The organism is Staphylococcus sp. OJ82 (genome assembly GCF_000294465.1).
GTDB lineage: Bacteria > Bacillota > Bacilli > Staphylococcales > Staphylococcaceae > Staphylococcus > Staphylococcus equorum.
This window is the reverse complement of record NZ_ALPU01000003.1, coordinates 255,051-276,490: the sequence shown is the minus strand read 5'-3', so window position 1 is coordinate 276,490 and position 21,440 is coordinate 255,051. Positions and strand designations below refer to the sequence as shown.

The window sequence follows — 21,440 nt, the reverse complement described above, 5'->3', positions numbered from 1 at the left end:
ATAGAAATTAAGTTAATCTTTTTTTCGCTTTTTCAGTTATATTTTTATATGTTTTTGCTATTATATGAGTTCAATCATAAGATTATTTTAGTTTAAAGTAGCAATTATTTAGGCCGATTCCTGACTCGTTAAGAAAGTACTAACCGAAGACTAGAGGCTGTGCCCGCGGAAAACGTGCACAAAAAAATGCCAACAAAGTCGTTAAACTTTGTTGGCAGATTGGCTTTCTATTTTAGACAAACATATTAAGTATAAGTATGAAGATTAAACCAGATACTGAAATCACAGTTTCAAGTAATGACCACGTTAAGAAAGTCTCTTTAACAGTCAAGCCGAAATATTCTTTGAACATCCAGAATCCTGCATCATTAACGTGAGATAAAATAACACTACCCGCACCTATTGCAAGCACAACGAGTGCAACGTTAACATCTGATACTTGTAACAATGGTAAGACGATACCTGTAGATGAGATTGCTGCAACTGTTGATGACCCTAAAGCAATACGAAGTACTGCAGCAACAAGCCATGCTAAAAATATCGGAGACATTTCTGTACCTTCAAACAATGTAGCAATAGTATCTCCAACGCCACCTTCAATTAATACTTCTTTGAAAGTACCGCCACCACCAATAATTAAGATCATCATCCCAATTGGATAAATCGCATTAGATACTGAATCCATAATTTCTGAGTTTTTACGTCCTTGTTTAATACCCATAGTAAAGATTGCAAACAGTACAGCTATAAGCATTGCCGTAGCTGCAGTACCAATAAAGTAAATAAATGATTCAAAGCCATTTGTAGCTTCTTCATGGCCTGTAATCAATTGTACAATTGTTGATAGCAACATCAAAATAACAGGAGAAATCGCAGTTAATAAACTGACTCCGAATCCCGGCATTTCTTCTTCTGAAAATTCTTTTTGTGCACCTAAGGCTGATATATCGCCCTCACGTGTATAAGCCGTTGGTGCAATTTTTTGTGCAATTTTATTAAACAATGGTCCAGCTATAATTGTAACTGGAATTGCAATAATCATACCGTAAAGTAATACGTGGCCTAAGTTTGCGTCTAATTCTTTAGCTATAACTACTGGTCCTGGATGTGGCGGTAAAAATCCGTGCGTTACAGATAAAGCCACAACCATTGGAAAACCTAATTTTAACTGTGAAACATTTGCACGTTTAGCAATCGTAAATACTAAAGGAATCAATAATACTAAACCTACTTCAAAGAATAAGGCAATACCTACAATAAACGCAGCTACAAGCATTGCCCATTGTACATGTTTAGGTCCGAACTTATCGATAAGCGTGTCGGCAATACGTGTCGCACCCCCACCATCAGAGAGTAGTTTCCCTAATATAGCACCTAATCCGAAGATCAATGCAATATGTCCTAGTGTACTTCCCATACCATTTTCTACTGTTTCAATGATTTTATCTAAAGGCATACCTAGTAAAATTGCAGTCACAATTGATGTGATAATTAATGAAATAAATGTGTTTAACTTTAAGAAAATAATAAGTGATAATAATACGATAATTCCTATTACCACCGTAATCAATGGCCAAATTGTTTCAAACATCATCGTTCTCCCCTTTCAAATTAAAGATTGAATTAGAACTTTACAGACATGTATCTAATCAATCGTGGTAACGCTTTCTTTCATAATTAAAATTTTAAAGAGTATGTGACAAGTTCTTCGTAACGTGAGTGTCGCTTGTTGACTTGTCACTTTTCTCTTTAAAGACTCTTTCTATATCGCCTTACTATGGTTTGTCATCCGTCATATGTTCACGTTGGAATGTTGCAATTTCTGTGTAGCGATCCTCTAATGAACGACTTAAGTTGATAAATATAGAAATGAGTTGTTGATACACCTTCACATTATCTTGGTTCGGCTTATGTTCGTTTGTAGTACCGACCATCTCTTCGATAACAGAAAAATCATCAATTTCGCCAAGTGCTTTCATTCCTAATACACATGCACCTAAGCAAGAGCTTTCATAACTTTCCGGTACAATTAAATTCGTATCAAAAATATCTGACATCATTTGGCGCCACACTTCACTTTTCGCAAAACCACCTGTTGCTTTAATTGTCGAAGGTGTTTCATCCATTACTTCGATTAGCGCAAGATATACGGTGTAAAGATTATAAAGAACACCCTCTAAAGCAGCACGAATCATATGTTCTTTTTTATGCGTTAGTGTTAATCCAAAGAATGAACCTCTGGCATCTGCGTTCCATAATGGGGCACGTTCACCAGCGAGATATGGATGGAAAATCAATCCTTCTGCACCTGGTTTAACTCGATTAGCAATTTTAGTTAACACGTCATATGGATCGACGCCTAAACGTTTTGCAGTCTCTACTTCGCTGGCTAATAATTCATCACGAAGCCAACGTAATACGACACCACCATTGTTTACAGGACCACCTATAACATAATGATCTTCAGTTAACACATAGCAGAAAATACGCCCTTTATAATCTGTACGTGGTTTATCTATCACCGTTCTAATTGCTCCCGATGTTCCTATCGTCACCGCAACTTCACCTTTTTTAAATGCATTCACACCTAAATTGGAAAGTACACCATCACTTGCACCAACCACAATTGGTGTATTTTCATCTATGCCCATCAATGTTGCATAGCGACGTTTCATACCTTTTAAAATGTGTGTTGTTGGTACAACCTCTGGTAATTGTGTCTCTTCAATACCTAGCAGTTCTAGCGCTTCTTTGTCCCAAGCTAATGTTTCTAAGTTAAGCATCCCAGTAGATGATGCCATAGATTGATCTATAACAAATTGCTCAAATAATTGATAGAAAATATATGTCTTAATATCAGCAAATGTAGCAGTTTGGTTGTATATTTCTTGTTGTTCATGCTTCATCCAAAATATTTTAGCCAACGGGGACATAGGATGGATTGGTGTGCCGGTTCTTTGATATATTTCATTACCATTATGCTCATTTTTAATCTGTTCAGCGTATTGGCTTGCGCGATTATCTGCCCAGGTTAAATTTTCAGTTAATCGTTGGTTACTCGCATCCATTGCTATTAAACTGTGCATCTGAGCACTAAATGAGATTAATTTAAGATCTTCTTTAGCAATATTAGCTTCTCTCATTACATATTTAACTGTCATTAACACTGCATCAAATAACTCATCTGGGTTTTCTTCAGAAGTTTCCACATTCGGTGTATGCAATGGATAACCGATATTGTGTTTCATTATAAATTGACCTTTTTCGTCGTAGAGTACTGACTTTGTACTCGTTGTGCCTATATCGACACCTATCATGTATTTCATGATTTTTCCTCCTACTTCTTTTACCGAGTTAAAACACTAATTTAACCAGAAACTGTCAACATCCTCGCCAACATCATCAAAGTTGAGATGGAATGCTTCTCTAAGTTTTACAGCATCTTGCTTCGCAATCGCTTCTATAAACACTTCATGATTACGATGAATACGCTCAAAATCTTCTGGATTCTCGCTCATGCGTGTACGCATTGACAATAATATCAGTGCTTCCATTACCGGTCTTAAGTTATTCCAAAAAGTTTTTAAGTATTGGTGCTTTGAAGCGAGTATCGTAACTTCATGAAATTTCATATCATGTTCAGTAAATGCTTCTGCATCTTCAAATTTAACTGCCACTTTCATCATTTCTAATTGTTTACGTAATTCTTTAACAATCTGTTCATTATTCAAAGTTTTGATTCTACTAAACGCAAATGATTCCAACATTATTCTTAAATCATAAAGTTCTTTTTTCTCTGTATCATCAAAAGGCAATACTTCTGCGCCCATTCTTTCTAAATGTATCAATTGATCTTGCTTTAATAATTTAAATGCATCCCTGACTGGTGATCGACTAACATTAAATTCTTTAGCAATTTGATTCTCCGTCAATAACGTATCTGGCGTTATTGTGCCCTCAACAATTCTTAAACGAATCTCTGCAGCAATCATTTCACCTTTCGAGACACCCTCTAGCCATTGTTCTGGATACTTATAATTCATGATGATATCACCTCTTTTTATCAATACGATATACTTGTATACAAGTATAGTAATACACAACTTCACTATTTGCAAACGCTTGCAAAGGGTGTTTTTATCTATTTTCAACTAAAAAAACCGACATGACAGGTCTTGAACCTATCATATCGGTTATTATATTTATTTTACTTTCATAAAAATTTGAAGCATTGTGACAGTTGAAGCTCACGACATCCATTCCTCAGCAACAACAAATTAGAGCTTCAACTTTAATGTAGTTTTATTTAATTATCGAATACTTCAGAATGTATATTTTGCATTTTACTTTCAACCATTGTGATTTCGTTTGCACATTGCTTTAATGCATTTCTATAGTTCTCAGTATTTTCCGTGTTTTTATAACGTATTTTATGCTCTAAGCTTGCCCACATATCCATACCAATTGTTCTGATTTGAATTTCTACAGGCACAGTTTCTACTGTATTAGCTAAAAATACTGGAATTGCCACAACGATATGTAAGCTACGATATCCATTATCTTTAGGATTTCCAATATAGTCTTTACGTTTCAAGAGCTTCACATCTTCTTGTTTAAGTAATAACTCTTCTATCACATAAATATCATCTATATAGTTACAAATCACTCTAATACCTGCAATGTCTAATATATTTTCTCTAGCTGACTCTGTGCTTATCTCTAATCCTTTACGATTTAACTTTTTAATTAAACTTCGCATTTCTTTAACACGACGCTCCATATGATGGATTGGATTATGTTTATACATTTGTTGAAAATTATCATCTAAAATATCTAATTTTGTACTAATTTCTTTAAGTGCTGAAGAATATAATTGTTCCAAAGCAACGAACCCTATTACCATATCAAATGCATCTTCTTGATTATTGATATGCTTTATACTCTCTTCAAATTCTTCCTTCAAATCGTCTATATTTAGTGATGGTTTACGTTCAATGTACATATTTCTTTCCTCCCAAGAAATCTACTTAGACTACATTATAGCTGATTTTTATTTATTATCTAAATAAAAAGATACTTCAAATATGATAAAATACACTTTTAAAAATCGTTGTTTTTTCAAACTAAAATATGTTTATAAAAAAAGTACTAGTCCATCAAGTTAACGGAATAGTACTTCGGCGATTAGTAACTATGTCCCGAAATCTCATACTCTATGTTCTATTATTTCATGGGACAATTGAATATTTGATTGCTATTCATCTTTCTTATGTTCTCTCACTTCTGTCGATCTGTTATCAGCAATATTACGTGCACGTTTCATCGCATCCTCTTTCTTATCAAAACTATCGGAAGCTTGCTTAGCACCGTCTGTTTTAATCTTCCATTTATTATCTTCATAATAAACGTGAACATCTTTATTATTTAATTCAGGGTTCGCTGAATCATCTTTTTCATGTTTAGTTATTTTCTTGTTTTTCAATTCGTCTAATTCTTTTTTAGAAGCGTCTTTATACCAAGATTCAGCTTGTTTCGTAGCAATAGGTATTGCTCTATCTTCCTTATAACCATCTTTGAGCATCGCATTTCCAATATCTATTGCTTTTTTAAGTTCTAATTTTTCCATGTTTTTCCAACTTTGTGGGTAATCATCCATTGTCCAAGGCATTAACTTCAACCTCCTACGTTATAATTTATTTTTCGTCTTAATTGTTGTTTACCACTACTAAAAAGTTACAAACAAAGCAATAAACACTTTCAATTAAAAACTCAAAATAGATAGCAATGATTAATTTTCTTAATGAACGGGAATTAAAGTATGAATCTAATCATTTCATACACTATTTATAAAGGAGGGATATAATGACTAATATAGCGATAGGTTTAATTCCTTCACCTGATATGCCACATAAACTTATTAATAAAATTTCCGATTATCTAGCCGATGATATCCATAACCATGTAGATGATAAAACAAATTGGGATTTTGAAACACATGTCGCTTCCATGGTTGGGACAGCTGAACATATGGATAAAGCACTAGATATCGCATCAAATATAAAAAAACAAAAGAATTGGGACTACACAATTTGTATAACTGATTTACCAAGCCTATCTAATAATAAAACTGTGATTTGTGATATAAATCTAGATGACAAAACATCATTAATATCTGTGCCAGCATTAGGTGCTGTGAATTTAAAACACAAGCTACGTCATTTTATTACATTTATTGTTAAATATTTTTTTACTTCAGGTTCAGATAAAAGCCTTTTGAAATCAAAGTATTTTAAATTAACAAAATTCAATGAAGTTATACCAAATGAAGATAACAAACAAGATAATAGAAAGCGTATTGTTTCTAAAACATCATTTTTAGGTTGGTTTCATTTAATCTTAGGCATGACTTTTTCTAATGAACCTTGGTCTGCTATTTTAGATTTCAAAAAAATTATTTCAGTATCCTTTGCAACTGGAACATATATCGCAATATTCTCAACACCATGGGATTTGAGCTTAGATTATGAATACTGGCGCTTTATTCTACTCATGTTATTATCTATAAGCGGCATGGTCGGATGGTTAATATATTCATATAATTTATGGGAACGCCCAAATCCAAAAACACAACAATCCTATCGTTTCATTTACAATTTCACGACACTGACTACATTATTCGCTATCACCATTTTTAATTTTGCTGCATTATTTATATTACTCACAATAAGTACATTATTATTTGTACCACCAGAGATCTTTTCTAGCTGGACTTCTTTGAATGAAAAACAACCAACTTTCGTCAACTATATTAACCTTATTTGGTTTATAACTTCGTTGGGTATTTTAGCTGGTGCCATGGGTTCAACAGTTGAAAATGCTGAAAAAATCAAACGTGTAACATATTCATTCAGACAATATTATAGATATAAAGAACTAGAACAAGACGACGATAACACTAATAGTACTAATCAAGCGTCAGATTACAATAATGGCAAAAAACTATCACACAGTGAGGGGGATTCCAATGACAAATAGAACGATTGAAATCGGATTAGTAGCAGCACCAGGTATAACGGAAAAAATCGCTCACAATCTTAAAAATAACTTGCCAGACATATTAGCGAATTATTTCGCTAAAGATATGGAATGGAAAATCAATACAGTTGTTGATCCCCTCACTGGTTCTGCAGAAACCACCAAAGAAATATTCGAAAAAATTGCTAACTACCAAAATAATAATAATTGGCAATACACTATAGGACTGACTGACCTCCCTATTATTAAAGATAATAATGTTATCGCTTTTGATATTAATAAAAGTAATGGTGCCAGTTTAATTTCCGTACCTTCCTATGGATGGCGACCAGTTCAAAAACGTATACAAAAATCTATAGTTGGAATTATTGAAACTGTGAATATGGATCATTCACAGGATTTACAAAAAAATGATCACAACGATAAAGGAAGTCAAGAGAAATTAAAATCACAATTCCCACTTTCAACTTTAAAATCACGCACAGCATATTTAGAAGACACAAATTCCAAACATACACACTATTTTGTTTCATCTAATACAAAAGGTTCTTTTCGTTTAATCAGTGGTATGACATTTGCAAACAACCCATTAAACATGCTCAGTAGCTTGAGTAATGTCGTAGCCATCGCATTCACTACTGGTGCTTTTGGTATCGTTTTTACTACGATGTGGAATTTAAGTTATGTTTATTCATCTTGGCGCATGTTACTCATGATGGTAGTCGCCATTTTGGGCATGATGTTTTGGATTATTGTAGCGCACCATTTATGGGAATCGAAAAAGGAAAGTAGAAATAAAAGAGTTACGATGTTATATAATTTGACGACGGTGCTCACGTTAACTGTTTCACTTATCATTTATTATATAATATTGTTCTTTTTATTCTTAATTGCTACTCTTGTAGTCTTGCCTTCAGGCTATTTAGGTCAAACTTTACAAATGGGTGGCTCCGCAAATTTAATCACTTATATAAATCTTGCTTGGTTTGCTACTTCTATATCAACAGTTGCCGGTGCAATTGGTGCTGGTTTAAACAATGAAGAAGTCATATTAGAAAGTACTTATGGTTTTAGACAAAAAGAACGTTATAAAAAAATGGAAGAGCAAGAAAAACAACAAGAACAGAAAAGAACTGAAGCTAAGAAAGATATTGAAGAGAAGAAACAGGAAGAAGAAAAGAAAGCAGAACAAGAAGCTAAAAATAAACAAGATCACTAGGGACAGTCTTACCTCAGACAAACCTCAGACTTCCTTTCATACTTGAAAACTTGTTTGACACCTTAAAACAAATAAAAAACAAAGCAAGCCAACCAGTGATTTCATTCATCATAAAGGTTGGCTTGCTTTTTAAATTTGTGCTAAATTTACTTTTTGTCTTGCGTTCATACAATTATTTTGAATGCTCATCAATGATGTTTTAATGTGCATATACTGAGGTAGTTCGGGTATTTCTTGAACTTTAATATGCGAACCTCTTTCAAAATGTTTTGCTATATTTTCAAAAATAAGTAAGTATTTGCCCATTGTTTCATCATCTATATGATACCTTTCTTCATTACTCAAAGCTCTTGTAAGCATAAAGCTAATTTCTTCTAGAGCATAAATACTCGGATAATAATACTGTATGACCATCTTATTACTAAACAGTTCACCATTTGCGCTGTTATATACTTGCTTCATGTTATTAAGTTTCACGCTTAACTGAAGCATTTCTTGTTTGTCTTGTTCTCGTGATGAATATTTACTACTTGCAAACAAGTAATGGAATAATACTGCCTCGTCTCTTGCTACGTCCGCTAGTGTTGCTGGTAACATGGATGACGCTGTCTTTCTGCCTATTACCAATAAACAAATAACAGCAATTGCAATACCCACAATTACATCAATCACACGTGGTAATGCAATTAAAATTGTTAAGTGATTCGCTGCTATACCATTCAACAAGATCACTTGAATCGTTATAAAAATAACAGCGAATGAATAGTTAGCACCCACAAATACCTCTGTCACACCTGCTGCTGCAGCTAACAAGATAATCGCAATTGGTAACGGTGGCGTCGATAATAAAATTATAGATAATACAAGCACACCTATAATTGTACCAACGCCCCTAGATCCAGCACGTTCAAAACTATGTAACGTTGTTGAACCTAATAGTACTGTATGTGTACTTAAAGGGATCCAATATGCTTTTTCAAAGCCAAACATAAGTGCAATAAAAATTGAAATAGCCATAATAACTGTATAGCGTAATGTATTTCTAAACACAAAGGAATCCAAAGTTAAATTTGTTAACATACGGTGTCCATAAATAGGAACACGAATATCAATTTCATGTTCTACACGTTCATTACCTGCATTCATGATTGCATCTACTTTGAATATATTATCAACTAGATTTTGATATTGGTCATCAATTTCCACTGTTTTTGTCCATTGTTTTTTAAAATTACCTTCAGAGTATACAAGTTTTATTACAAAATCTGCCATTTCTTTGATTTCTTTAGGTAAAGGACGCATGTTCTTTTCATTCAGCTCTAATAATTCTGAATGAATACCTTGCGCTGTATTATGAAGTAATAGCAAACGCTGAAATTCGGGCGATTCTTTAGATTTCGCAGTACTAGAAGTAATCAGTTGAGTATCTGAATTTCGAAAAGCAGTCACTGCGAATTGTGATGCTTTAGCAAATGCCTTCGGATCATCAAAATTATAAATAAGTTGTTTAATGATATTATAGTCATTTTTGATGGCTTTTGACTCTGCAGATTCTTTAGAAATAACTATAAGTATAGTAACAATTAATGTTGCTAATAATCCCCCAACAAACATAGCGAGCCCTCTATATAAAGCTTCTTCTGGAGCTACAGGTAAGTTGAAAGGTAAACTGAAAGCAACAATAAAGAACGTCGATGAAGGTCCAGGTATATTCAATGAACTAAATATATAATACGGAATGACCGTAACAATAAGTAGCAATACACCAAAGATAAGTGGTTGGCTTACTGTGAGCGTACCTAATATCATTGCAATAGATAACCCTATCGATGAGAAAAATACGATACGCAGTTTTGATTTAGATGACCCACCAAATACATATATATGTGCTAAAGTACCAGTAGATATTAATAATCCTGTAGAAAGATGACCCATTAAATAACCAATAATGAGTGGGATAAACATTAATATAGCTTGTCTTAAACCTTTAGCAACATCGATTTTCATGGAATTAAATCGAACAAGTGACTTTAAATATTTAACCAATGTTGGTGTTCATCTCCTTTAATATTTTATTTTTCATTAGTTTAATACGTGTGTGCTCTACAAATTAAAGTCTTTAAAAAGCACAAATAAAATGGGAGAAGGAGAGAAATCAAAAATGTGAAATTTGATTTCGTATTCCAACCCCCACAAGGCTGACTAAATATCTTAAAAGTTTGATATAAGTACAATTAGATATCAGACAGTTACTGTTTAATCTCAAATTTACATTTACGACATAGTATGTTGTATTTATATCCTAGTCTTATTAGGTCGTAAACACATGTAGTCTATTTATCTCAGCTTACTAACAATTCAATATTTAATACAATATTGTTTATTATCGTAAAAATTACATATGTCCAACTTAAAACATCACTTTACTATTTTAACACTTTTTGAAAAATATTTTGTCGTATTTGATTGGATAATATCATAGACAATTTATTATAAATCATTTCATTGTTAGTATGATGTAAAAAATCTTTTTATATCGCCCAAATGATTTATTCTGCTTCTTTAATATCTTCATGAACGCTTGAATAATCGATATCTGTTTCTAAAAATTCATCATTATTCACAGGAAAGTGTTGTTCAAGTGTTTCTATATTACTAATTTCTACTGAGCCACTATTAAATTCAAAGTCTAAGACATGGCCACCAAACGTTTTATTTTTATCAACAAAATGTAAATGAAATCCTCCTGCAGCTACGCCATGAAATAATTGTGGAGAATAAAATCCTACAATCGTGCCATGCACTTGTTCTTGCGTATATTCAGGTTGTTTTTTAGCCGATTCTATTAATTTAGTATAAGGTCTCTCTTGTTTCGGCATCATTCTGACATGAATCATTTCAAATTTACCGGTGATTTTGACAGCTATAAATATATTATTACTCGCTGCTTGACGTTGTATTTCATTTAACAAAGCTTCAGAGTCCGTGATATAGCGAACATCAAATTGCTTATCTACTTTGAAAGGGGTAACTGTAGAGAATGGTGTCATTTCATTACCTTCTAATTGTTTGAACTCACCATATTCATTGGCATGATATGCGTTACCATCTAATATAATAACTTCACCATCAGAACCAGTTAATGTTCCTATACCTAAATTACCATGTTCTAAAATTTCGTTAATCGTAGCAGTGCCTTCTAATAAACCTGCCATCAACGTACCTAAAGTTCCGTGTTGATATAACATTATTTCTTCTCTCCTTACTAAAACGTATTACTTACTTTTTAAAATTGGGGGTATTTTTATTATAATTGCTTCCAACATGAAATTATACACCATTATATTACACTGCAACAGCTTAGTGTCTTAATCGACCATATTAAAAGGCATAAAAAGTCTAAACTCACGAGATTGTGTAAGTTTAGACTCTTATTTTTGAAATGGTATTTTATTTAGTTTGAGAAACCTTAATATCTGGTTTTGTAATCAAATATTGCGTAACTTCTTTGAAAAAGTGTTGAAAGTGTTCTGTGCCATTGTGTACTTCTAAAGCTTCTTCATTTTCATATTGTTCGATAAAAGCAAATGTATTAGGCTCATCCGTTCGTTCAAAATGTGCATAATACAATGCGCCGTCTTCTTTGTTAGCTGCTAATACAAGCGGTTCTACTAACGCTAAATACTGATCACGCTTTGACGGATCAATTTTCATTATCGCATTTACAGTAATCATCTTTTTCTCCTCCTAGGAAATCATTATCTTTATAAATTACCGCAAACTAAATATCGCAAACATTGCATGCTTAATATCAATTATTAAAAAAAGTATCATTCAGTAATAAATCGAAATACTCCAAATTTTGAAACCAAATATATCAAAAAAAGACTAACTCCCCCTTTGAAGTTAGTCTTTTATAATATATAATTTCTCCCGTTTTAAACTAAATGAGTGACTTTATAGTTTAATATAAAACTTCATCTAGCTTATTTGTTTAATTTTGACTACATAATTTAAACCCCTTATTTAAATTATGTTTTACTTTTTCTTGCCAACGCTTTTAACAGTTTGACGTACATCTGCTAAATCCCCTTCAACATCGATGTCAGGTTTTTTAGTAAATTTACTTACTACAACCGTTACAATTAAACTTGTTAAGAAGCCTGGTATGATTTCATATAAATTAAAGAAATCATTGATTTCACCAAGTGGTTTAACAAACGCAATCCATATAATTACTACAATTGCCCCTGCTAACATACCACTTACTGCACCAGTACGACTTAAGCCCTTCCAATATAATGACAATAGTACAAGTGGTCCAAATGCCGCACCAAAACCTGCCCATGCATTACCTACAAGACCTAAAATCGTGTCGTTTGGTGTCCAAGCAATCCAAAGCGATATAAGTGCTACAACGATTACTGATAAACGTCCCACCAAAACAAATTCTTTTTCATGTTCTTTGGCTGCTTTCTCACCACGGAATATTTTATAAAAGTCTTCTGTTAATGAACTTGATGTCACTAACAATTGTGAAGAAATTGTACTCATAATCGCGGCTAAAATAGCAGCAAGTAAGAACCCACCAACAAGCGGATGGAATAAAATTTGTCCCATTAAAATAAATAGTGTTTCTGGATCTTGTATGTCTGCGCCACCACTATTAATAAATGTGATACCTGTAAGACCAACGCCTACTGCTCCTAGTAAGCTAACTGCCATCCAACCGATACCAAAACGTCTTGCTGTTGGTATTTGTTTGATTGATTTGATAGACATAAAACGTACAATGATATGTGGCTGACCAAAATAACCTAAGCCCCAAGCAAAGAATGAAATAATACCTATCGCTGTTGTCCCTTTAAATAAATCTAAATTCGTTGGTTTTATTTCTGCTGCTTGTGATATTGTATCAAGTCCACTTAACTGCATCATAGCAACAATCGGTACCATCACCATAGCAATAAGCATAACGACCCCTTGGAAAAAGTCTGTTAATGATACGGCTAAATAGCCACCAAAGAATGTATATCCAATAACAATGACTGCTACGATTACCATACCTAAGTGATAGTTCATACCAAATGCACTTTCAAATAATACGCCACCTGAAACCATTCCAGAATGAGTATATAATGTAAAGAATACGACAATAATTGCTCCGGCAATTATTTTAATAGTGTTAGATTTATCATCTAATCTGTTTTTAAAGAAATCTGGTAACGTAATAGCATCCCCAGCTTTCTCTGTATATACACGGAGACGCGGTGCTACAACAATATAGTTTATGTATGCCCCTATAGTTAGACCAATAGCTAACCACGCTGCTGACAGTCCGGTAGTATAAACTTCCCCAGGTAGTCCCATAATCATCCAACCACTCATGTCGGATGCTCCTGCAGATAACGCTGTTACATATGGACCAATATTTCTGCCGCCCAACATATATTCACTGACATTGCCTGTCGATTGCTTAAAGCCATAGTAACCTATGCCTAATAATACAATGAAATAGACAGCTAGCATAATATACGTTTGCCAGTTCGGATCTACTTGACTCTGTAATGATGCTCCCAATGTAAACATTGAACAAACTCCCTTTTATTTTATGATTTTGTCACATGCATTCATTATACAAAAATCAGAGAGATTTTAAACCACTTATCAGAAAGTTTTTTCTTCCATTTTTTATTAAAAGGGCTTTATGGCACTTTGAACACTGATACATAAGCGTTTTTAACGCTTAAAATTAAAAGTGTAATAATTCTCTTTTGGTGCTTTTAATCTCTTTTTACAATTCACAAAAATGTATGTTTCCCACAACTTTTATATAAATATCGTTTTTAATGTATTTGAGTAACGTGTTATTTTACATTGATCTTTGTAATAATCGAACTTTTTTATTTATAAGCTTATGTATACATTTTCTATCGTTTATACATTATTAAGCCATTTTTTAGAATTTATTTACAGTTAATAATATAATAAGAAATAGACATAATAATCAAAATTAATGCTACAATAAAAACTATATAATGAAAGCGTTTTACATAGCTGTAATACAAAACATTACAAAAACTATACAACTGGAGTGACATAAATCATGTGTAAAACAACGGATAAGAGCGTAAAGGACAGATATTTAGATTTACTTTCAGAACAATTCCACTCAAAAGAAGAATTGGCTACAGAAATCATTAATTTGGAATCCATTTTAGAACTTCCAAAAGGTACAGAACACTTCGTCAGTGATTTACATGGTGAGTTCCATGCTTTCCAACACGTGTTACGTAATGGCTCTGGAAATGTACTATCAAAGATTAATGACATTTTCCAAGATACTTTAACACGTAAAGAAATCAATGAATTTTCCTCACTCGTATACTACCCAGAAGAAAAAATAAAATTAATAAAAAATAATTTCACTTCTAAAGCCGAATTAGATGAGTGGTATGTAACTACAATTAATCGTTTAATTAAATTGATTACATATGCATCATCAAAGTATACACGTACAAAATTACGTAAATCGCTGCCTAAAAACTATGTCTTTATTATTGAAGAGTTACTGTACAAAAGTAATAAATACAATAACAAACATTCATATTATGAAACACTAATCAATCAAATCATAGAGCTTGAACAATCTGATGATTTAATCATCGGTCTATCATTTACCATCCAACATTTAGTAGTTAATCATTTACATGTTGTGGGTGATATTTATGATCGTGGACCAGAGCCAGATAAAATTTTAGAGACTCTTATTGATTATCCCTCAGTAGATATTCAATGGGGCAATCATGACGTTTTATGGATTGGAGCATATGCTGGTTCTAAGGTTTGTTTAGCCAATTTACTGCGCATTTGTGCACGTTACAATAATTTAGATATTGTTGAAGATGCCTATGGTATTAATTTACGTCCATTATTAACACTTGCTGAAAAGTACTATGACGGTAATAACAAAGCATTTCAACCTAAAAACACTCAGGATTTAACCCAAGCAGAATTAGAACAAATTACAAAAATACACCAAGCTGTCGCAATCTTACAGTTTAAATTAGAAGCGCCTATTATTAAACGTCGCCCAGCATTCGAAATGGAAGAACGTTTAGTGCTAGAAAATATCGACTATACTAAAAATGAAGCAACATTGTACGGCAAGACTTACACGTTAGAAAACACTTGCTTCCAAACAATTGATTCTAAAGACCCTACTAAACTGCTTGAAGAAGAAGAAGAAGTGATGAACAATTTATTATTATCTGTTCAACAATCAGAAAAATTAAAACGTCATATGACTTTCTTAATGCAAAAAGGTAAGCTTTATTTGCCATATAATGGAAATTTACTTATCCATGGTTGCATTCCTGTAGATGAAAATGGTGAAATGGAATCTATGACAATAGACGGTGAAAAACGTTATGGTCGAAACCTATTAGACTACTTTGAAACTCACGTCAGAAAAGCATTCGATAATAAAGAAATTGAAGATGACTTAGCAACTGATCTCGTGTGGTATTTATGGACTGGTAAATATTCTTCATTATTTGGTAAACGTGCAATGACAACTTTCGAACGTTACTTTATTACTGATAAATCAGCACATAAAGAAGCTAAAAACCCATATTATTATTTACGTGAAGATGTAGATATGTGTAAAAAAATGCTGAAAGACTTTGGATTAGATCCTGAACAAGGCCATATTATTAACGGACATACCCCTGTGAAAGAAATTGATGGCGAGAATCCAATTAAAGCAGAAGGTAAAATGATCGTAATTGACGGCGGTTTCTCAAAAGCCTATCAATCAACGACTGGCATCGCAGGTTATACCTTACTTTATAACTCATTCGGTATGCAGCTTGTGGCCCATAAACACTTTAATTCGAAAGAGCATGTTCTACTTAACGGCGCTGACGAACTTTCGATTCGTCGCGTCGTAGATAAAGAATTACAGCGTAAAAAAATACGTGACACAAATTCAGGCCAAACTATTCAAGAAAAAATCGATATTTTAAAAGAGTTAATGCATGACCGCTTCGTAAATTAAACATCTATATAAAAGCATTAAAAAAGTCCATTTGCTCACAATAAATCATTGCGCAAATGGACTTTTTTCTATATATTTTGATGTAAATAAGCGTCTTTCAAATAACCAATCATCCCTTTTTCTGATTCTACAGGATTATTATTACCACGCTTGAATGTTACGACTTTAGCATCACTAATATGATAAAGTATCATATCATTTTTAGTTAACTCACCTTTACAAGATACTGGTATTTCTATAATATTGTGATCTTTAATAAAACGGTTAAACCAACGTGATGTAAAATTCCAATCAAAAAGGATATGATTTTTGATTGGCCCATCCACATTACTGCGTGCATGTTCATCACTAAATGACACGGGCATCATATCTACATTTTTCAAACCAAATTCTGGGACTAATTCATTAAATGCTAGACTGTTAAATACAAATGATTGCGTCATCAGTAAACATTTGTAGTAACGTGTCATATCTGCATAAATACGATCATTACTAGACAGTAAATTGCCTTCAAAAATTTCAAAATCTAAATCATGTGAGCGTTGAGACGTATTTTTAAATAAATTAAATGCCATAACTGGAATATTATGTTCTCTCAATTTTGCACCGAGATGAAAAGCAAATTCACTTTCCCCTACAATGATTACACCCGGTGGTTCTGTACTTGAAAGCCTCATAACTTTACTCAATGGTAAGAAACTAAAACCATAAATTACTACGGTAATAAACACTAAACCAAATGTAACTGGCGTGATGAATTCAGCCATCGGTGTACCTTTCTCTACAAATAAGCCACCAAAAAACTGAGCAACAGTAAGTACGACAATGCCACGTGGTGCCATCATAGACACCATCGCGCGTTCACGTTTTGAAATTTCTGTATTTATCGTAGCCAGTAAGATTGAAACTGGTCTAATTAAAATAATCATAATTGCACAAAAAACAAATAATCTCCACGACATAACACTTTTTAATACTTCTAATGTTAAAGAAGATGTAATTAAAATAAAGACTGTTGAAATCATGATTGATGATGTATTCTCAATAAAATGATCAGATTCTTTAAATATTAAATCGTGACGTTTCATGCGTGCCATCATTAAACCGAAAATTGTAACTGCAAGTAATCCAGATTCTGGTAAAATTTCGTCACAAATAGCAAATATTAATAAAATAAAAACTAATTGAATCGGTGGCATGAGATTTTGAGGGATTAAATCACGTTTAATCAACCACATAAATAAGTAGGATGCGCCAAAACCGATGACCACAGCTACTAAGATACGTAAGATGAAACTCAATATCATTTGCAATTCAAAGCCCTGTTCAAATATTTGAAACACATAAAAAGCACCGAGCGCTAACATAGGTCCAATAGGATCAAGTATGATACTTTCCCATCTTAATATTGAATCTACACTCTTTCGGACTTTAGCTTGTTTTAATAACGGTTGAATTACGGTAGGCCCCGTTATTAAAAATAAACCGCCTAAAACGAGTGAAATTGCCCATGAGAATCCTAATATATAATGTAAGGCAATTGAACCTAAGAACCAAGCAATCGTAGCTCCTATAGTAATGATACGCATCACTGCCTTAGAAATACCTTTTAATTCACGAAAGTCTAAATTACTACTTCCTTCGAATAAGATAATTGCTACAGCTAATGATACTAACGGACTGAACACTTCTTGCCCTAAACTTTCTTGAGGGTTAATCAGACCAAATATAGGCCCTACGAGTAACCCTACGATAGCCATGACTACAATCGATGGCCATTTAATTCTGGTAGCAAACCACTGGCTGAAAATGCCAAGCGCTAAAAATATAACGATGAGCAACATTAATGGTAAGTTTAGTAAAGTCACATAACTCCCTCTCTCTATTTTTAATATCAAACAACTTTTGTATTCTTTTTTCAAAAATTCATTAACAGAAAAACATACTATCAAAATTTGAAGTTTAACGCACTAAAATGACCTTCACTATATACCCACACATATTTCACTTTAATCGTAGCGTTATTCCGAAATACCTCGTTGAGTACTCTCCTGATATACATATGTCTACACCAAATAAACTTTCGTGTTTATTTCTCTTCCTTTTTAAGGTAGAATTAACTATTGTGATGCTTTTTATATAACATAACTTAATTCGGATAATGAATTGTCATGAAAGGATTCCAAACAATATGAATAAATTCAAAGAAATTATTATTGTTGCTTTTGCATTTGTCGGTGTTGTAGTAGGTGCTGGCTTTGCTACAGGGCAAGAAATTTTCCAATTTTTTACAAGTAACGGTAATTTTAGTGTGTATGGCGTTTTTATTACTGGCTTGATTATTACTGTTGGCGGGGTTTTTGTACTGAACACAGGTTATCGTCTGCGTTCACATAGCCATACAGAACCGATCAAATTTTACTTACCTCGTACTATTGCAACGATATTTGATGTCATATTAACATTATTTTTATTTGCATTAGCAATGATTATGACTGCAGGTGGCGTATCTACAATTAATGAAAGTTTTGATATTCCCTATGGTCTTAGTTCATTTTTATTAATCTTAGTTATTTTATTAACACTTTTTTTAAAATTTGATCGCTTAATTACTGTATTAGGCATGGTTACCCCATTCTTAGTCTTACTTGTAACGATTATTGCCATATATTATTTTTCAACTGGCCAATTTAATTTTGAGGCTGCTAACAGCTATGCAAATAGTGAAGGCCGCACAGATAACTGGTGGTGGTTCGATGCTATCAATTACGGAAGTTTACAAATTGCTGCTGCTTTTAGCTTCCTTTCAGTAATGGGAGGTCGTTTAAAATTTGAAAAATCAACTATTTGGGGCGGTATTTTTGGTGGTATTATCATTACCTTCCTATTATTAATGCTCAATCTCGGTATGGTTACAGAATTTGCCCAAATTACAGGCGTTGCACTCCCATCATTATTACTAGCCAATAATATTTCCCCTTTTATTGGTGTATTTATGGCTATCGTTATGATTTTAGTTATTTATAACACAGTCGTAGGATTAATGTATGCGTTCGCCTCACGATTTACTGAGCCTTATAGTAAATCGTATTACATTTTAATTACCATAATGGCAATTATTACTTTTGCTACAACTTTTATTGGTTTTATCGAATTGATAGGCAAAGTATTCCCTATCATGGGTATTTTCGGTTTCATTCTATTAATTCCAATATTTATTAAAGGTATACTTAAAAACAAACCCGAATAACACATAATTGATTATCTATATTCCGAAAGAAAATCAGTTTTATAGGATACAGACAAAATTGAATATTTTGCCACCGCACTGAGTCACTCTATTTTGAGAGTGACTCTTATTTTTTATCTATTTTAAATCTAGTTATTATGATCTATAAATTAAAAAACAAGACATAAACTGCATGCGCTCTACTACACACATGAAGTTTATGTCTTCTATTTCTTGCTATTGTTTTAATGTTTCACATTTTTCATTATTATATATTATTGATTTAATACTGTTTGACCTGCTTGAATACCTGCTTGCGTCAGTTCGTGACTATTCACCCAAACTTGCGTCACATTTGCTCCACGACTCTCAAAAATATCAATTACGTTCTTACTAGCTTCTACAGTAACGATTGGATCGTTTTCTCCCATAGAGAGTAATACATCTACATCACTTAAATCTTTATTGTTCACTAAATCTACAGGATAAAGTGGTGCATATAACAATGCTTTTTTAAATGTAATATCATCATGTAACATCATGCTAATCGCTATATTTGAGCCATTTGAAAATCCTACCGGTATGGCTTGTGCTAAATCAAAGTTATATTTATCAGCCGCTTCTTTTAAAAATGTAATTAAGCGCTCTGTTCTATATTCTAAATCTTCGATATCGTATTTTCCTTCTCCTAAACGTTTGAAGTAACGGTTCATACCATTTTCAGAAACTTCTCCTCTAACGCTTAATACATTATATTTAGAATTCAATACTTCACCTAATGGTAACAAGTCGTTTTCATCCCCGCCTGTACCATGTAATAAAATAAATGTAGGTGCGTTTGCTTCGCCTTCTTTAAAAATGTGTTCCATATATCGACATCTCCTTTAATTGTGTATTATATTCATTAAAATTGCTACTGTGTAAAATTGCTATTATCATACATCACTATATTCTAATTGGTGGTAAATGGCGTAAAAGTTCTTCTCTTTTTTCTTCATATTGAGGTGGTAACATCAAATGTGTACCAAGTTCCTCAAACCGTTCATCAACGGTAAACCCTGGCCCCTCTGTCGCAAATTCAAAAATAATACCACCATGTTCTTTCATGTAAACTGCATTAAAATAATTACGGTCTTTAACATCTGTTACGTGGTAACCTTTTCCTGTCATTTTTACTTGCCAACCACGATGGTCTTTATCTGTAGGTACAGACCAAGCAATGTGATGTACAACGCTAACACCCCAACGTACATGTTCTTCCGGTGCGACTTTCTGAACCATGACGTGATGTTGCCAATCACCAGCTGTTTCAATATGGATATAATCATCGTTTTCACTTACTTGCGACAATCCCATATCATTTGTTAAGGTACGTGCAGTCGCTATTGGATCCATCGACAACATCGTCACACCATGAAAACCAATAATGTCTTTGTCATTATCTGCATTTGTTTCTCCTTCAACAAGTGCCAATGGCAAACCATGTATATCATCAAACTCTAAAGTTTCTTTATCGAATAACTGTGTTCTTTCTACATTTATATCATTTTCTAGTAAATGTTGTTCCCAAGCTGCAATAGCATCTTTTGGAATTCTAAACGCAATTCTTTCAACTTGGCCTGCACCAATACGACCTTTATGCGCATTTGGCCAATTGAAAAACGTTAATATCGTTCCATTATCGACGTTGCCATTCGAGAAATATAAATGATACGTAGACGGGTCATCAAAATTCACTGTTTTTTTAATTAATTTCAAATTTAATATATCTCTATAAAACTGAATGTTTTCTTCTGGATTACCTACAATTGCTGAAATATGATGAATGCGTTGAATTGCTTCCATAATTGTTCCCCCCCTAATTATTTACCTTTTCACTTTTTTTAAACGCGAGTGCT

At 33.1% G+C, this 21,440-nt stretch carries 16 protein-coding genes; 4 read left to right on the top strand and 12 right to left on the bottom strand.

Annotated elements, in window-relative coordinates; genetic code table 11:
* Window positions 1-232: 232 nt before the first annotated feature.
* From SOJ_RS03520 to SOJ_RS03500, 5 genes are all read right to left on the bottom strand, one after another.
* Window positions 233-1,591 carry a gluconate:H+ symporter gene (locus SOJ_RS03520; protein WP_002506713.1) on the bottom strand — a complete coding sequence of 453 codons (1,359 nt, stop codon included), beginning with the start codon at window positions 1,589-1,591 and terminating at the stop codon, window positions 233-235.
* A 184-nt stretch (window positions 1,592-1,775) separates the two neighbouring features.
* Window positions 1,776-3,326 (bottom strand): gluconokinase, encoded by a 1,551-nt coding sequence (gntK, locus tag SOJ_RS03515; RefSeq protein ID WP_002506712.1) that lies wholly within the window; start codon window positions 3,324-3,326, stop codon window positions 1,776-1,778.
* Window positions 3,327-3,362: 36 nt separating this feature from the next.
* A complete protein-coding gene (locus SOJ_RS03510) occupies window positions 3,363-4,043 on the bottom strand; it encodes a GntR family transcriptional regulator (RefSeq protein ID WP_002506711.1) in 681 nt (226 codons plus the stop codon).
* A 263-nt stretch (window positions 4,044-4,306) separates the two neighbouring features.
* Complete coding sequence (locus SOJ_RS03505) at window positions 4,307-5,002, bottom strand: GTP pyrophosphokinase (protein WP_002506710.1); 696 nt, start codon at window positions 5,000-5,002, stop codon at window positions 4,307-4,309.
* 252 nt (window positions 5,003-5,254) lie between these two features.
* A complete protein-coding gene (locus tag SOJ_RS03500; protein WP_002506709.1) occupies window positions 5,255-5,668 on the bottom strand; it encodes a DUF2188 domain-containing protein in 414 nt (137 codons plus the stop codon).
* Between the two features lie 194 nt (window positions 5,669-5,862).
* Here SOJ_RS03500 and SOJ_RS03495 point away from each other — a divergent pair, with 194 nt between their 5' ends.
* Window positions 5,863-7,035, top strand: coding sequence for a hypothetical protein (locus tag SOJ_RS03495; protein WP_002506708.1), 1,173 nt, complete (start codon window positions 5,863-5,865; stop codon window positions 7,033-7,035).
* Window positions 7,025-8,254: a hypothetical protein gene (locus tag SOJ_RS03490; protein ID WP_002506707.1), complete on the top strand. Its 1,230-nt coding sequence runs from the start codon at window positions 7,025-7,027 to the stop codon at window positions 8,252-8,254. The genes SOJ_RS03495 and SOJ_RS03490 overlap by 11 nt, the downstream gene beginning before the upstream one ends.
* A gap of 129 nt (window positions 8,255-8,383) precedes the next feature.
* Here SOJ_RS03490 and SOJ_RS03485 read toward each other — a convergent pair whose 3' ends face one another.
* From SOJ_RS03485 to putP, 4 genes are all read right to left on the bottom strand, one after another.
* Entirely contained in the window at window positions 8,384-10,300 is a 1,917-nt protein-coding gene (locus SOJ_RS03485; RefSeq protein WP_002506706.1) for an FUSC family protein, read from the bottom strand.
* Between the two features lie 503 nt (window positions 10,301-10,803).
* Entirely contained in the window at window positions 10,804-11,502 is a 699-nt protein-coding gene (gene budA / locus SOJ_RS03480) for an acetolactate decarboxylase (RefSeq protein WP_002506705.1), read from the bottom strand.
* 202 nt (window positions 11,503-11,704) lie between these two features.
* Window positions 11,705-11,989, bottom strand: coding sequence for a putative quinol monooxygenase (locus tag SOJ_RS03475; protein WP_002506704.1), 285 nt, complete (start codon window positions 11,987-11,989; stop codon window positions 11,705-11,707).
* 303 nt (window positions 11,990-12,292) lie between these two features.
* Complete coding sequence (gene putP / locus SOJ_RS03470; RefSeq protein ID WP_002506703.1) at window positions 12,293-13,843, bottom strand: sodium/proline symporter PutP; 1,551 nt, start codon at window positions 13,841-13,843, stop codon at window positions 12,293-12,295.
* Window positions 13,844-14,360: 517 nt separating this feature from the next.
* Between putP and SOJ_RS03465 the strand changes: the two genes are divergently transcribed.
* Window positions 14,361-16,313, top strand: a complete 1,953-nt coding sequence (locus SOJ_RS03465; protein WP_002506702.1) for a fructose-bisphosphatase class III — start codon at window positions 14,361-14,363, stop codon at window positions 16,311-16,313.
* Window positions 16,314-16,381: 68 nt separating this feature from the next.
* Here SOJ_RS03465 and SOJ_RS03460 read toward each other — a convergent pair whose 3' ends face one another.
* Window positions 16,382-18,157, bottom strand: coding sequence for a cation:proton antiporter (locus tag SOJ_RS03460; RefSeq protein WP_069818503.1), 1,776 nt, complete (start codon window positions 18,155-18,157; stop codon window positions 16,382-16,384).
* Between the two features lie 347 nt (window positions 18,158-18,504).
* Between SOJ_RS03460 and SOJ_RS03455 the strand changes: the two genes are divergently transcribed.
* Entirely contained in the window at window positions 18,505-19,563 is a 1,059-nt protein-coding gene (locus tag SOJ_RS03455) for a YkvI family membrane protein (RefSeq protein ID WP_002506700.1), read from the top strand.
* 254 nt (window positions 19,564-19,817) lie between these two features.
* Here SOJ_RS03455 and mhqD read toward each other — a convergent pair whose 3' ends face one another.
* Window positions 19,818-20,411, bottom strand: coding sequence for a methylhydroquinone degradation carboxylesterase MhqD (gene mhqD, locus SOJ_RS03450; RefSeq protein ID WP_002506699.1), 594 nt, complete (start codon window positions 20,409-20,411; stop codon window positions 19,818-19,820).
* 76 nt (window positions 20,412-20,487) lie between these two features.
* Window positions 20,488-21,387, bottom strand: a complete 900-nt coding sequence (locus SOJ_RS03445) for a VOC family protein (RefSeq protein ID WP_002506698.1) — start codon at window positions 21,385-21,387, stop codon at window positions 20,488-20,490.
* Window positions 21,388-21,440: the final 53 nt, after the last annotated feature.

Coding starts and splice junctions, on each gene's coding strand:
- SOJ_RS03520 (WP_002506713.1), bottom strand. CDS start 1,591: ATGTTTGAAACAATTTGGCCATTGATTACGGTGGTAATAGGAATTATC.
- gntK (WP_002506712.1), bottom strand. CDS start 3,326: ATGAAATACATGATAGGTGTCGATATAGGCACAACGAGTACAAAGTCA.
- SOJ_RS03510 (WP_002506711.1), bottom strand. CDS start 4,043: ATGAATTATAAGTATCCAGAACAATGGCTAGAGGGTGTCTCGAAAGGT.
- SOJ_RS03505 (WP_002506710.1), bottom strand. CDS start 5,002: ATGTACATTGAACGTAAACCATCACTAAATATAGACGATTTGAAGGAA.
- SOJ_RS03500 (WP_002506709.1), bottom strand. CDS start 5,668: ATGCCTTGGACAATGGATGATTACCCACAAAGTTGGAAAAACATGGAA.
- SOJ_RS03495 (WP_002506708.1), top strand. CDS start 5,863: ATGACTAATATAGCGATAGGTTTAATTCCTTCACCTGATATGCCACAT.
- SOJ_RS03490 (WP_002506707.1), top strand. CDS start 7,025: ATGACAAATAGAACGATTGAAATCGGATTAGTAGCAGCACCAGGTATA.
- budA (WP_002506705.1), bottom strand. CDS start 11,502: ATGTTATATCAACACGGAACTTTAGGTACGTTGATGGCAGGTTTATTA.
- SOJ_RS03475 (WP_002506704.1), bottom strand. CDS start 11,989: ATGATTACTGTAAATGCGATAATGAAAATTGATCCGTCAAAGCGTGAT.
- putP (WP_002506703.1), bottom strand. CDS start 13,843: ATGTTTACATTGGGAGCATCATTACAGAGTCAAGTAGATCCGAACTGG.
- SOJ_RS03465 (WP_002506702.1), top strand. CDS start 14,361: ATGTGTAAAACAACGGATAAGAGCGTAAAGGACAGATATTTAGATTTA.
- SOJ_RS03460 (WP_069818503.1), bottom strand. CDS start 18,157: ATGTTGCTCATCGTTATATTTTTAGCGCTTGGCATTTTCAGCCAGTGG.
- SOJ_RS03455 (WP_002506700.1), top strand. CDS start 18,505: ATGAATAAATTCAAAGAAATTATTATTGTTGCTTTTGCATTTGTCGGT.
- mhqD (WP_002506699.1), bottom strand. CDS start 20,411: ATGGAACACATTTTTAAAGAAGGCGAAGCAAACGCACCTACATTTATT.
- SOJ_RS03445 (WP_002506698.1), bottom strand. CDS start 21,387: ATGGAAGCAATTCAACGCATTCATCATATTTCAGCAATTGTAGGTAAT.